Source organism: Psychrobacter sp. C 20.9, assembly GCF_001921765.1.
In the GTDB taxonomy this organism is placed as follows: Bacteria; Pseudomonadota; Gammaproteobacteria; order Pseudomonadales; family Moraxellaceae; genus Psychrobacter; species Psychrobacter piscatorii_B.
Window position 1 is genome coordinate 104275 of record NZ_MRYC01000002.1, and the last position, 12292, is coordinate 116566.

The 12292-nt window shown below is 43.6% G+C and carries 12 protein-coding genes, 1 tRNA gene and 2 pseudogenes; 7 read left to right on the forward strand and 8 right to left on the reverse strand.

The features are described 5' to 3' along the window. Positions 1–60: 60 nt before the first annotated feature. Positions 61–300 (reverse strand): hypothetical protein, encoded by a 240-nt coding sequence (locus tag BTW00_RS01910; protein WP_256713959.1) that lies wholly within the window; start codon positions 298–300, stop codon positions 61–63. A gap of 38 nt (positions 301–338) precedes the next feature. Continuing rightward, a tRNA-Gly gene (locus tag BTW00_RS01915) sits at positions 339–413 on the reverse strand. A 260-nt stretch (positions 414–673) separates the two neighbouring features. On the opposite strand from BTW00_RS01915, the gene BTW00_RS01920 reads away from it, so the two are divergent. From BTW00_RS01920 to BTW00_RS01930, 3 genes are all read left to right on the forward strand, one after another. Continuing rightward, positions 674–2344, forward strand: coding sequence for an alpha-keto acid decarboxylase family protein (locus BTW00_RS01920; RefSeq protein ID WP_075105978.1), 1671 nt, complete (start codon positions 674–676; stop codon positions 2342–2344). Between the two features lie 192 nt (positions 2345–2536). Beyond that, positions 2537–2872 (forward strand): GlpM family protein, encoded by a 336-nt coding sequence (locus BTW00_RS01925; protein ID WP_083603533.1) that lies wholly within the window; start codon positions 2537–2539, stop codon positions 2870–2872. 347 nt (positions 2873–3219) lie between these two features. Continuing rightward, positions 3220–5013, forward strand: coding sequence for a potassium/proton antiporter (locus tag BTW00_RS01930; protein ID WP_075105980.1), 1794 nt, complete (start codon positions 3220–3222; stop codon positions 5011–5013). A gap of 14 nt (positions 5014–5027) precedes the next feature. On the opposite strand, the gene BTW00_RS01935 is transcribed toward BTW00_RS01930, so the two are convergent. The 3 genes from BTW00_RS01935 to BTW00_RS01945 form a co-directional block, all read right to left on the reverse strand. After that, the gene (locus BTW00_RS01935; RefSeq protein WP_256713960.1) at positions 5028–5558 is read right to left on the reverse strand and encodes a substrate-binding domain-containing protein; all 531 of its coding nucleotides are present in this window, start codon (positions 5556–5558) and stop codon (positions 5028–5030) included. Continuing rightward, positions 5551–6252 (reverse strand): IS1 family transposase, encoded by a 702-nt coding sequence (locus tag BTW00_RS01940; RefSeq protein ID WP_075105981.1) that lies wholly within the window; start codon positions 6250–6252, stop codon positions 5551–5553. The genes BTW00_RS01935 and BTW00_RS01940 overlap by 8 nt, the downstream gene beginning before the upstream one ends. Positions 6253–6572: 320 nt before the next feature. Then, the gene (locus BTW00_RS01945; RefSeq protein WP_075105982.1) at positions 6573–7106 is read right to left on the reverse strand and encodes a DUF2058 domain-containing protein; all 534 of its coding nucleotides are present in this window, start codon (positions 7104–7106) and stop codon (positions 6573–6575) included. A gap of 331 nt (positions 7107–7437) precedes the next feature. On the opposite strand from BTW00_RS01945, the gene BTW00_RS01950 reads away from it, so the two are divergent. Beyond that, positions 7438–8301, forward strand: a complete 864-nt coding sequence (locus tag BTW00_RS01950; RefSeq protein WP_075105983.1) for a universal stress protein — start codon at positions 7438–7440, stop codon at positions 8299–8301. A 214-nt stretch (positions 8302–8515) separates the two neighbouring features. After that, positions 8516–9199, forward strand: coding sequence for a cupin domain-containing protein (locus tag BTW00_RS01955; protein WP_075105984.1), 684 nt, complete (start codon positions 8516–8518; stop codon positions 9197–9199). 242 nt (positions 9200–9441) lie between these two features. On the opposite strand, the pseudogene BTW00_RS01960 reads toward BTW00_RS01955, so the two are convergent. The 3 genes and pseudogenes from BTW00_RS01960 to BTW00_RS01970 all read right to left on the reverse strand — a co-directional run. Then, a pseudogene (locus BTW00_RS01960) lies at positions 9442–9696 on the reverse strand (transposase); the annotation flags it as partial. 121 nt (positions 9697–9817) lie between these two features. Further along, a complete protein-coding gene (locus tag BTW00_RS01965; RefSeq protein WP_075105985.1) occupies positions 9818–10780 on the reverse strand; it encodes an acyltransferase in 963 nt (320 codons plus the stop codon). Between the two features lie 204 nt (positions 10781–10984). Continuing rightward, positions 10985–11179 (reverse strand): annotated as a pseudogene (locus tag BTW00_RS01970) (integrase core domain-containing protein); the annotation flags it as partial. A gap of 16 nt (positions 11180–11195) precedes the next feature. On the opposite strand from BTW00_RS01970, the gene BTW00_RS01975 reads away from it, so the two are divergent. After that, complete coding sequence (locus BTW00_RS01975) at positions 11196–11435, forward strand: glutathione S-transferase C-terminal domain-containing protein (RefSeq protein ID WP_256713961.1); 240 nt, start codon at positions 11196–11198, stop codon at positions 11433–11435. Between the two features lie 256 nt (positions 11436–11691). Further along, positions 11692–12276 (forward strand): TetR/AcrR family transcriptional regulator, encoded by a 585-nt coding sequence (locus tag BTW00_RS01980; RefSeq protein ID WP_075105986.1) that lies wholly within the window; start codon positions 11692–11694, stop codon positions 12274–12276. The last annotated feature ends 16 nt before the right edge of the window (positions 12277–12292 follow it).

Sequence of the window (12292 nt, forward strand, 5' to 3'; positions counted from 1 at the left end):
ACCTCGTAAAGTAAACAAATTTAACTGAGAGATGAGCTCAAATGAGCGTAGATGTGCTGCTTAGTCATAGACGTTAGCGGTAACAATCAGCTCATCAGGTTGGTAGTGGTCGATAAACACAGCAAGCTTTGGCTGAACCGTCTCCACAGATCCTATAAATGACACAGATAGCGCATTATCAACCATCGCTTTCTCGCTTGGACTCCAAATAGAGCTCATATCGGCAACAGGTTTTGGCATTTGACCTTTTTCACCGCGGCGTAGGCGTACAAAACTGAACCGCCCCCGAAAAATGGACAAAAAAAAGCCTCACTATTAAGTGAGGCTTTTTAAATATTTGGAGCGGGATAAGAGATTCGAACTCTCGACCCCAACCTTGGCAAGGTTATGCTCTACCACTGAGCTAATCCCGCTAAATCATCTGATAAACAATCTATCGTCTAGATGATGACGAGGTATTATACGCAGTTTTTTTGATGTGTCAACACTTAGAGTAAAAAAAATTAAAGTTATTAAAATAGGCGTATTCTCTATCTACAAATGTATGTTATAACGGTTCATTATAATATGTATTCCAAAAGCTTTGCATACATAAATAAGCTGGTATACATATTATGATTTAATCACATTCACAATTATCAATACTTACGAAGATAAGTTATAAGGATAAAAAATGAGTCAACAGTATACTATCGCTGATTATTTGTTTGATCGTGTCGCAGAAGCGGGTGCCTCTGAGATATTCGGCGTACCAGGCGATTTTAACTTAACCTTTTTGGACAATGTTCTTGCTTCTGATAAGCTGCGCTGGGTGGGTAACACCAATGAGCTAAATGCTGGCTATGCGGCTGATGGCTACGCCCGCGAGCGTGGGTTTGCCGCTATGGTGACGACTTTTGGCGTAGGCGAGCTGTCAGCGATTAACGCGACCGCAGGCTCTTTTGCTGAGTACGCGCCAGTATTGCACATCGTAGGTGCACCAAGCACAGCTTTGCAAGACGCAAAACGCCGTATTCATCATTCGCTTGGCGATGGCGTATTTAATCATTTTATTAAGATGGTTGAGCCCGTGACGGTAGCACGAGCGCAGCTTACTCCTGAAAATGCCGCCTCAGAAATTGATCGAGTAATTCGATTGATTCTCAAAAAGCATCGCCCTGGCTATTTATTACTATCACCTGACGTTGCGCGTCAGCCTATTTATCCGCCAACAACCAAGCTGGTTGATAGCCAAGAAGACATCACCAGTCAAGCGGCATTGGCAGATTTCAAGCAAGCGCTCACCGAGTTTTTGCCAAACAAAACCACGACGCTCATGGCAGATTTGATGGTGCATCGTTTGGGGTTGCAGTCACAGCTCAAAGCACTGATTGCTGATACAGACATTCCTTATACCACGCTATCGTGGGGCAAAACGCTACTTGATGAAAACAGCGAGCGCTGGGCCGGTACCTATGCAGGCGTTGCCTCGCGTCCCATTGTCAAAGACGCGGTAGAAAACTGCGAATGTCTGATCAAAGTAGGGGTGCAATATACCGACACGACCACCGCGGGATTTAGCCAAGATATTGACGAGAGTATAGTAGTAGACTTGCATTATGAGCGTGCTTCTATTAGTGGTAAGAACTTTGCACCGATTGCCTTGCAAGATGCATTACAGGCCCTGCACGAAGTCATGACCTCTGGTATCAACATCGTACCAAAACCTTTCTGTGAGCCAGTCAAACCACATGAGCAGAAGGGTAGGGATGATGAGGCGATTCGCCAAGATGACCTATGGCATATCATTGCTGATTGCTTAGATCGTAATAACCTAGTGTTCTCTGAGCAAGGAACGGCCTATTTTGGCATCAGTGATGTGCGCTTGCCAGAAGGGGTGACGTCATATGGGCAGCCAATGTGGGGATCAATCGGCTATACATTACCAGCCAGCTTAGGTGCAGCAGTTGCATCGCCAGATAAGCGCAGTGTTTTATTGATTGGTGATGGTTCAGCACTGCTCACTATCCAAGAGCTGGCGGTCATGATTCAAGAGCGTATCAATCCAGTCATCGTCCTAATCAATAACGACGGCTATACCGTAGAGCGTGCGATTCATGGTGAAAACCAATACTACAACGATATCCCAAAATGCGATTGGCAGATCATGCCAAAAGCGTTTGGCGCAACCGAAGCGAATAGCTTACTACTCAAAGCAGAAACAGCAGGTGAGCTAAAAGCGGCTTTAAACAAAGCTGCCGAGACTACCGATAAGCTAGTAATGATTGAGGTCATCGCAGATAAGCATGATATACCCCCATTGCTAGCAGACATCAGCGCGGCACTAAAGCCAAAAAAGGATTGAGTAATTCGTAAAAGCTTTCTTAATAAAAGTACTAGCCCCATTTAGCAGCGTAGCTAAATGGGGTTTTTTGCGTTTTTTTTATCACACGGGTCAATTAATCAGCGATGCCTCTTATGTCAATTTGTAGACTCTAGTATGATGGCTGATTGGGCTATGTTCAGCCCGTCATACTCAATAGGAGAGTGATCCATCATGATCTGGCTAAAAATGCTCATTGGCGCTTTGATGGTATTGGCAATTCAATTATTTGCACAAACGCGATTTTTTTATCTGGCGGCACTTGCGCCTCTTTTCCCCACGTTTACGCTCATCAGTCACTTCATTGTCGGTACTGAGCGCAGTTCTACTGATTTAAGGGTTGCCCTGATATTTAGTATGCTGGGTGTGATACCGCATTTGATTTATACCTTGGTGGTATTTTTTAGCATCAGTTATATGAGCTTATATAAGGCATTATTGTTAGGCGTTGTCGCTTGGACAGTAGCCGCCGCCATTTTGGTACTGACATGGCAGTATATTCAGGGCTAAATAGTCAAGCGTAACTATTTAAATTTAATTGTGTAGGCCTAAATACTGTCAAAAGTTAGGATAAAAAATGGCTAAACAAAGGTTATAAGTTCATAGGTACGCGCTGGTATATTCGATAACTTTTCTCGAAATATTGTCTATAAATTTAGTAGCAGATGTTACTCTTAATACCGATATAGAGTCAGTGTAAATTGCTTTTATTAATAGCTCTGACAATCGTTGCTGATGAGAAACTCTCTGGCGTGATATCTAATAACAGTGCGATAACGGAAATATTTTCGCAATCAAGTACTATTAGGCTTCATTCAATATTGATGCAATAACTATAAAAAACAGGGCTTTAAAAAATGGATACCTTAAATATCCTATACCTCGTAGGGGCAGTACTTATTTTCGCCAGTATCATGGCGAGCACGTTATCGGCGCGTTTGGGTGTGCCCTTGCTATTGCTGTTTTTGATCGTCGGTATGTTGGCAGGCGAGCAGGGTATCTTGGGTATTGAGTTTTCTCAATATGGGCTGGCCAATTTTGTGGGACAAGCGGCGCTGGCTTGTATTCTATTAGATGGTGGTCTACGTACGTCTTTTAAGTCGTTTCGGGTCGGTCTAAAACCTGCGATTACCTTGGCTACTTGGGGCGTACTGGTCACGGTTTTGGTGCTCGGGGTATTTGTTACTTGGTTGCTCGATGTCGACTGGCGCTTTGGGCTATTGATGGCTGCGATTGTGGGCTCAACCGATGCGGCCGCTGTATTCTCTCTACTACGTAATGGCGGGGTCAAGCTCAACGACCGCGTTCAAGCCACGCTTGAGCTAGAGTCTGGTGCCAACGATCCCTTGGCTATTTTATTAGTAACAGGTCTCATTGCCCTAAACGTCGACCCTGCTGGTCAGACAGCATTTGGCTTTTTGGTTTTACTGTTTCAACAGTTGAGCTTTGGATTGGGCATGGGCTTGCTCTTTGGTTATTTGCTCTCTCGATTATTACCCAAGATACATTTGGCAGAGGGCATGTACGCTATTTTGATACTCTCAGCGGGCTTAGCTGTATTTGCTGCGACCAACTTGATTGGCGGCAGTGGGTTTTTGGCGGTGTATCTCACAGGGGTGCTGATAGGCAATTATAAGGTACGTTCAACCGAGCATGTCATGCGCGTGATGGATAGCTTCGCTTGGCTGTCGCAAGCAGTATTGTTTGTGGTATTGGGGCTATTGGTCACGCCATCAAACGTTCTTAATGTCTGGCATTATTCGGTGGCGATAGCGGCGTTCATGATCTTCGTTGCCCGTCCTATCGCGGTCTATACTAGTGTGAAACCATTTAAATTTAAAGATCGAGAGATTGGGTTTATCTCTTGGGTTGGATTGCGCGGTGCGGTGCCCATTACCCTTGCGATTTTGCCCGTCATGGCAGGGATAGATAACGCCTTTATGCTGTTTGATATTGCGTTTGGGGTTGTGGTGCTGTCACTGATTTTGCAAGGCACGACCATTCCTACTATGGCGAATTTATTTAAGGTACGTATTCCAACCAATAAAGATCCCAAAGAAGAACACGAGGTTTGGGTATCGGATAAGGCGAGTATTACCTTATACGAGTTTGAGGCGCAATCAGGCGCATTTGCTATTGGCCGCCATCCTATGGGTATCTCTAAAGGCATTAGCCCTGATGAGATTAGTATATTTGCGCTGGTGCGCGGTCAACAAATCGTCGTCGTTGATGAAAATACGAAAATAAAATTTGGTGATAGTGTTTGGTACGCCATGCGAGGTAATCATGCCAGCAAAATTGCCAAGATTTTTAATGACACAACGTTAGATCGTAAGGCTATTGATGACTTTTATGGTGATTGGTTGCTATCACCCAGTGTAAAACTCGGAGATTTGCCATTTTTTTCAGAAGCCATGGTCGCCAAACCTTTGGTAAAAACGCTGAAAACGACCGAAGCGGACATTCCCAAAGATATGTGGGAGCAGACAGTCGCTGAGTATGTGACCTCACATTTAGGTACCGCACCCGTTTCAGGCGATACGGTTGTGGTGAACGATGAGTGGTCACTGGTCATCAAAGAAGTAGGCGAAAAAGGTAAGCTTAGAAGCATTGGTCTCAAGCATCAACGACCGTCCGTAGCAGTGCAGTGATATTCGTATTCTCTTTATAGTAAGTTCATCATCTTATTTAAAAAGTCAGCGGTTTGTTTTTGCTGATTTTCCCGATATGCCCAGTGGTGCTCGACGTCGTAGCTTGCTTCATTGGGCAGGAGTATTTTCATCAGTCCCATGCCCTCATAACGTCTCGCCAAATCACGCGGTAAGTACCCCACATGATGGCCTGCAAGGATCAGCTGCGCGGTTGCCTCCATGTGATAAGTGGTGGCGCTTAGGGTTTTTGGGCGGATATGATTGATATGATGCTCGACCACGTAGCCCCTTTTTATCCACGGATAATTCTGCTCTAAATCCTCAAAAGTCAATCCTTCTGAGTTATAAAATAGCTTATGCTCACGTCCGCAGCAGACCACTTGTTTTTCGACAAATGCTGGCTTAAACGTCAGGAACGGCGGAAAGCTACCAAAATAACTCACACCAATGTCACTCTCGTTACTTAAGAGCTTTTCTAGCATGCTCTCAGGGCTTTGCACATCGATAGAAGGTGGTGTTCTAAAAAGTATGCTGACATCAGACATAGCCATCATTAATATAAAAGAATACCAAATCAAACACTTTTAAGTGATTATGGAGCTTCTTAGAGAAACAACAGGTTCTTCTAACGGCTCGTTTTAGTCGGTGTCTAAGACGGCAATTATTGCCTTCAATACCTATCGTATGCTGTTTGCCAACTTGTTTGTTATCTGGTTTAAAGGCCGTTATGAGACTGTCCCAATTGTCCATGCTAATAGAGTCATAGCTCACTTTAAGTTGCTTAAGACGCGCTCTTAGTTTCTGAGCCGTTTTTAAGTCGCGTTTGCCCCAAACATAAGCGACAATCTCATTAGTAGCCCGGTCATAAGCGTAGATGAGCCAGACTTTACGCTTCTTGCGATATACGTAAGTCCAAAACTCATCAACTTCTAAGCGTTCATAGTAGCGCTTATTAGGCAGGATCTTATAAACGGATGAGCTTATGGTGCTGAGCACTTTACCAATACTCACCGAGGTAATGATGGCTATGTCTCTAACACCGCAGCCTCGAGCAGTCATCAGCCGTATGATGTCTTCTATTTGAGAGTGACAGCCTTGGTAGCTTAAGGCATGGTCACCAATGAATTGTCGTTTGCAGTCCTTACATTGGTAGTTCTGCTTGCCATAGCTTTTTATACCATTTTTCTTTAGACTAAGACTGTGACAGTCTGGGCAATTGATCTGTATTTGTGTCTTCATAACCTCAAATATATCATTTTGCTTCGGCTGTCACCCTTCCTTTATTACCCCAGCATACTTTTTGATACACCACCTTATATTGTACTGAGTGTTGAGTGACTGTTCAATTAAAAGCCCTATCCATTCAATAAAGTAGACAATCTGATAAAGTAGAATGAGAGGCACGATGCTTAAGTATTTTCTGTCATTAACTGGCTGATGATTTCCATAACAAACTGTCTATTAAACTGAAAATAGCAAAACCCCTTCATAGAATGGTCGCTCTATGAAGGGGTTTTGCTTGTAGGCTTATGCAATTCGCTAAGCGATTAGGCAAGTGATTACCACATCAAATCGTCTGGAATCACATAAGCGGCGTAAGGATCATCTTCTTCTGGCGTGTCTTCAGCGGTATCGTTGGACACGACCATAAACCCTTGCATTTTTGTATCGATACGATCTGCGAGTGGGCGCGGCAGTAACGCGTAGCTGTCCTCTAAGCGTGCAATTACGACATGACCGGCGACGATTTGATCGTATAGCTTTTGCGTGATGGATATTTTTTTCACTTTAGACGCATCGACGAATTGATAGCTAACGTCACCATCCGTATCGGCTATCTGATGCTGCTTAATCATTTGAATGATGTTAGCCCTCAGCGCCTTTTCTTCTAAAGCTTGCTGTTTTTGCTGATTGAGCTTTTGGTCTTTCTCAAGCTTTTGCGCTTGAGCCTCTGCCAATGCTTTTTTGGTCTCTAAACTCTCTGAGTCGCCAATACGCTTGGCATGCTGCGTTTGCTTGCTGATTTTTTTGGCTTTTTTACTATCGACCAATCCAGCCTTTAATAGTTGAGCCTGTAGGGCGTTCTTTGCCATAATTCAATCACCTAAATAACGATACGTAAGTCTTAAATACTGAATCATAAATACTAAAAGAGGTATTGTAGCAAACTTTACTAACGCTTGTGGTTAGACAATGACCAGAGTTCATCGGGGTGTTAAAACAATACTCTTGTAAACTATATAAAATAATAGTGCTAGCACGTTTGTGATTTTACAAAAGCGTGTACATCGCTGGATGAAACCGACCAAATTGGGTATCATCCAATTAAGAGAGCAGTTTTTAGAAACATCTCCAAACAATGGGCATAGCTTGGTCATATATAACAAGCTGTATGGGATTAAATAACATATCTAAGGACAGATTATGACAACATCACAGCACATTCTAGCCTGTATTGACGGCTCAGCAGTGACTGAATCGGTTTGTGACTATGCCGCATGGTATGCCAGCAAACTGAACTTGCCTGTTGGGTTGCTGCATGTCAGCGACGTCCCTGCTTCAGTCAGACGTGATCTGTCAGGCGCGATAGGGATAAACAGTCGCCAGTTTTTGTTAGAAGAGTTGTCCCAGCTAGATGAGCAAAGGGCAAAAGTCGTCAATAGCTATAGCAACGCCTTAGTACAAGATGCAAAAAGCCATATCAAAGACAGCTTTGCGGATGTCAATGTGCGCATTTATCAACGTCATGGTAAATTGCTTCCTAGCATCGAGCATTTCAAAGAAGAAAATCGCGCGATCGTCATGGGACGCCGCGGCGAAGACCACAAAAATAGCCGCATCAATATCGGCAGCCAAATCGAAACGGTGGCTCGCGCATCGGATATCCCTATCCTGATTTGTTCAGAGACTTTTAAAGAGCCTAGCTCATATATGATTGCTTTTGATGGTAGCAAAACCGCTATAAAAGCGGCATGGATGGTGTCAAAAAGCCCATTATTGAAAGGTTTGAAAGGCCACATCGTGATGGTCGGCAATCATAATGAAGCCGCCAAGCAAAGCATGAGCGCGGCTGCTGCAAAATTGGAAGATGCAGGTTATATCGTTGAGGCGCATCATCTGTCTGCTTCTGATGCGGTCGATGGGTTATTAACGTTTCAAGTAGACAATAACATTGACGTTATGGTGGTCGGTGCTTATGGACACTCTAAATGGCAGCAGTTGTTCCTTGGTAGTACAACGACAGAGATCATTGCAAGTACCTTATCCCCTGTAATTTTGGTACGCTAATGGATGCATTAATAAATTGTCATGAGTCGCTTGTTTTTCGATAAAGCGACACTAAATTAAGGCCGTGCCTTGTTCGAGACACGAGCGAGCAGTGTATCGCTCTCAGCAGCGCAATATTCATAAAGAGGATTGGTTATCGATATTTTAGATAACCAATCTATATCTCATAACGGCTCACTTGCTGACGCCACTCATTCTATCTTTGGAACCCCTTATGCGTATCAATGCAGATTTTTCACGTCGTGCTTCGCTAGTACCTGAAGACCACGGGTGGGTCAAATCACCACAGAATGGCGTGGAGCGAGTGATGCTTGACCGCATCGGTGAAGAGAAGGCGCGTGCGACGAGCCTAGTACGTTATGCACCGAACTCTTATTTTCCGCACCATCAGCATCCAGGTGGCGAGGAGATACTCGTACTGTCAGGGACTTTTTCTGCAGACGATATCCATTATCCGGCAGGTTGGTACGTGCGCAATCCACCAGCATCCGGTCATAGGCCTTATAGTGATGAAGGCGCAGTGATTTTCGTTAAACTACGGCAGATGTCACCTGATGAAGCGCATCATGTGGCTATCGATACTCACGATGGTGCCAATTGGCAGCGACAAGGTGACCGTGACGTTTGTGCTCTGTTCTCAGATGATGTCGAGCAGGTGAGCTTGCAACGTATAGAGGCAGGAGAGTTGTTATTCAATGAGCCAATCCTTAATGGCGCAGAGCTGTTAGTCATTGCAGGCGAGCTGGTAGATGATGACCGAGTCTATCAGCGTTGGGGGTGGTTACGTCTGCCTGCAGGTGAGTACGCGCAAATCACAGCAGGACGAGAGGGCGCGACGATATATCTAAAAACAGGTCATCTCAGCCAAGTCATCGGAGACAAGCCAGACGATACCTAAAGACCTATGATCAATAACACTGCGCTGATTGCTAATCATAGATTGACCCTGATTGCTTATTAATTTGACTCATCAATTTGAATGGTTAGCGCCAGCATGAAGTGACCTATTTAGCTGATTTATATAACGTATCACCTCGTCTCAAGCCAGATAAACGGCTCTATATCAATACAGCCCTTTCTTATACAACATCACAAGTCCGCTTCTAAAAATAGTTGATTTCTTCGATCCATGTCTTATAGTCAATCCATAATAAAATTAGCACAGCTCATATCATTGAACAGTTTAGGTAGATTATTCTCCATCCAGCCTTGTCGTAGAAACTTAGCCTGTGCCCACTTTTTTTCAATAGGGTTTAAATCAGGGCTGTAAGGCGGTAGAAATAACAAGCGATGACCATGCCTGTTGAGTAATCTCTGAACGCGCTTATGAAAGCTGGCGTTATCCATGACGATTACGCATCTCGTTTTGAGGCATGGTATTAGCGTGTTTTTGCACCATTGGTAGAAAAGGCTCTACTATATATTAGTACACGCGCAGAACACCTCGAGGTTATCAAATACTAAGCATTATTGGTATAAAGAATTTACTCAGTCTGTTGAACTATCTATTTGTAGACTAAGCCTCTTTCATCGGCTCTTCATTCTCAAAGTCAGCCAGCATCTCTGTGATTAGCTGGTCTTTTTTGTGCCATACCTGCTCAACCCAGTCAAACATCTGCGCTTTTACCGCGTCATTTGTTTCATAACCACCATTTTTGATTGCCGTAAATAAGTCTTCAGGTATTTCGATATGACGCACATCGACGCCTAGACGTTTGATGTTGCCTTTCCATAAGTCACTATAAGTGGGTATGCCGTCAGGATAGACGATCGTCATGTCCAAGATACCATCGATCTCTGAGCCTAGGGCGCTCAAAGCAAGTGATAATCCGCCAGCACGGGGCTTGAGCAAGTGCTTATAGGGTGAATTTTGCTTATCACGTTTGCTAGGGGTGAAGCGCGTTCCTTCCAAATAATTTAGCAAAGTAAAAGGCTTGTCCTTTAATAGCGCACAGGCTCGTTTGGCCTCTTCGATGTCTTTGCCCTTTAAAGCAGGATTTTTGGCAATGGCTTCTTTAGAATGTCGACGCATCATAGGGAAGTCGAGAAAGTAGAAAGCCTGCCCAATCACCGGAATATAGATGAGCTCAAACTTGGTAAAAAAGCGCGTCAATGGTAGGCGCTTTTCACTGATATATTGCATGATGCTGGTATCGACCCACGATTGGTGATTGCTGATCAGCAGGTATTGACCGTCTGTGTGTACATCATCAGGCAAGCTTATACGCCAGTCTTTACGTGGTAGGATATTGTCGATGACGGCATTGTTACTGTTGATCCAGTAATTGGTGACATCGATAACGGCTTTGTCAGCGATAGCAGCTCCAGTGATGGCTTTGGCAGCGCCCATTATCCATACAGGAGGTCCTGCCAAGATACTATTAAAGGTAATCACACCCGTGGCTGTGGTGAGTGATGCGGCTTTGCCCAGTTTTGGGGCGCGTTCATGTAGTTTTTGAACGATTGATTTCAATCGCATAGTAAGTCCTTTTTCTCATACCAGTGATGAGGTATTGATAATATTACTGCATGATTTTAGCAGAAATAAATCTCAGTATACGAATGTTAACAACAAATAATACACAGCACCTTTAGTAAAAAGTATTATTTTTGCCATAAAAAAGCGTACTAAGGCATGACCTTGTAAATACCCCATTCTTAACACAACATCATCGTAGAATAATTAAGCCACCTGCCTGTACTCGGCAGGTGTCATATCATTAAGTGAATCATGGGGTCTTTCGTTGTTATAAACCTTGATCCAGTCTTCAGTCAACTTACTAACCTCGTTTAAATTATTAAAAAGATAACAGTCTAAAACCTCATTGCGGTAACTGCGATTAAACCGTTCAATATAAGCATTCTGATAAGGACAGCCAGAAGATCGTAGCGAGATGCTCTCATGGTTGATGTTTTTAGCAACTGGTCTGGGCCCTTATTCTGGTCAGTCTGTGCATTTTAGACACAAGGCGCCAGAAAAAATCCCCTATGCGATGAACCGCTATCTTCGTGAGGCTGAGCGTCATTACGAAGTGCTCGACACCCATTTGGAAGGCCGTGAGTATTTGGTTGGAGACGAGTATTCAATCGCTGATATCTCCGCATGGGGCTGGTTCGATAAAGCATCAGCCTGAAATGACAGGACTCTTTTTTGCCGCTTCATTGCTAAAAATACACGTATAGAATGACTATACTCACTATTTTTACCTGCGAATCGCCTAAAAAATAGCCTCTGTCAGTGCCATGGTTGAATGTTCAGCACGCCTTAATAACAGCAAAGAGACGTAAAAAGCTTTATAATAAAAAAGTGATTAAAAACAGCAAGTAAGATTGATTCTATAAACTTTGCCTTAAAATAGATTTTGAGGCAAAGCGATTAAGGTAAAAACTATGAGTGCTCCGATAAAGTTCAATCGCGAGGATGTGATCGAAAAAGCAAAAAATCTCTATTGGGAAAAAGGCTATCACGCAACCTCGATGCGCAATTTGCAAGACGTCATCAATATGCATCCTGGTAGTATTTATGCCGCTTTTGGTAGTAAAGACAAGCTCTTTATAGAGTCATTAAACCGTTATGCGGCAGATGATGCCAAGCGTTTGGCTGACTGTATGGAGCAAAAAGACACCGTGCTTGCTGGATTAAAACATTTTATCCATACCGTCATCGTAGTCAATAAAGCGACAGCACCAAGTGGTATGTGCATGATTGTAAAAACGATCGCTGAATTGACTCAGAATGATAGCCCCGAGCTATTGGCACATGCCACAGAGATTTTGGAAGAAATTGAGGCATCATTTGCCACGTTATTCGCACAAGCTATTGATAGTGGTGAAATCAGTGCAGAGAAAAACCCGATTGAATTGGCACGCTATCTTCAAATTCAGATCATAGGTCTGAGGACGTATGCTCAGATTACCAGTGATGACGCTGCGGTAGAAAAGTACATCGATGATATTTTTAAAAACATCGTATAAAGACTGATACTTTTTA

What these genes read in the sequence shown, in the direction of transcription:
- BTW00_RS01975 (WP_256713961.1), top strand. Translation starts at nt 11,196, where the DNA reads ATGCTCTCATGGTTGATGTTTTTAGCAACTGGTCTGGGCCCTTATTCT.
- BTW00_RS01935 (WP_256713960.1), bottom strand. Translation starts at nt 5,558, where the DNA reads ATGTCTGATGTCAGCATACTTTTTAGAACACCACCTTCTATCGATGTG.
- BTW00_RS01930 (WP_075105980.1), top strand. Translation starts at nt 3,220, where the DNA reads ATGGATACCTTAAATATCCTATACCTCGTAGGGGCAGTACTTATTTTC.
- BTW00_RS01945 (WP_075105982.1), bottom strand. Translation starts at nt 7,106, where the DNA reads ATGGCAAAGAACGCCCTACAGGCTCAACTATTAAAGGCTGGATTGGTC.
- BTW00_RS01920 (WP_075105978.1), top strand. Translation starts at nt 674, where the DNA reads ATGAGTCAACAGTATACTATCGCTGATTATTTGTTTGATCGTGTCGCA.
- BTW00_RS01955 (WP_075105984.1), top strand. Translation starts at nt 8,516, where the DNA reads ATGCGTATCAATGCAGATTTTTCACGTCGTGCTTCGCTAGTACCTGAA.
- BTW00_RS01940 (WP_075105981.1), bottom strand. Translation starts at nt 6,252, where the DNA reads ATGAAGACACAAATACAGATCAATTGCCCAGACTGTCACAGTCTTAGT.
- BTW00_RS01925 (WP_083603533.1), top strand. Translation starts at nt 2,537, where the DNA reads ATGATCTGGCTAAAAATGCTCATTGGCGCTTTGATGGTATTGGCAATT.
- BTW00_RS01965 (WP_075105985.1), bottom strand. Translation starts at nt 10,780, where the DNA reads ATGCGATTGAAATCAATCGTTCAAAAACTACATGAACGCGCCCCAAAA.
- BTW00_RS01950 (WP_075105983.1), top strand. Translation starts at nt 7,438, where the DNA reads ATGACAACATCACAGCACATTCTAGCCTGTATTGACGGCTCAGCAGTG.
- BTW00_RS01980 (WP_075105986.1), top strand. Translation starts at nt 11,692, where the DNA reads ATGAGTGCTCCGATAAAGTTCAATCGCGAGGATGTGATCGAAAAAGCA.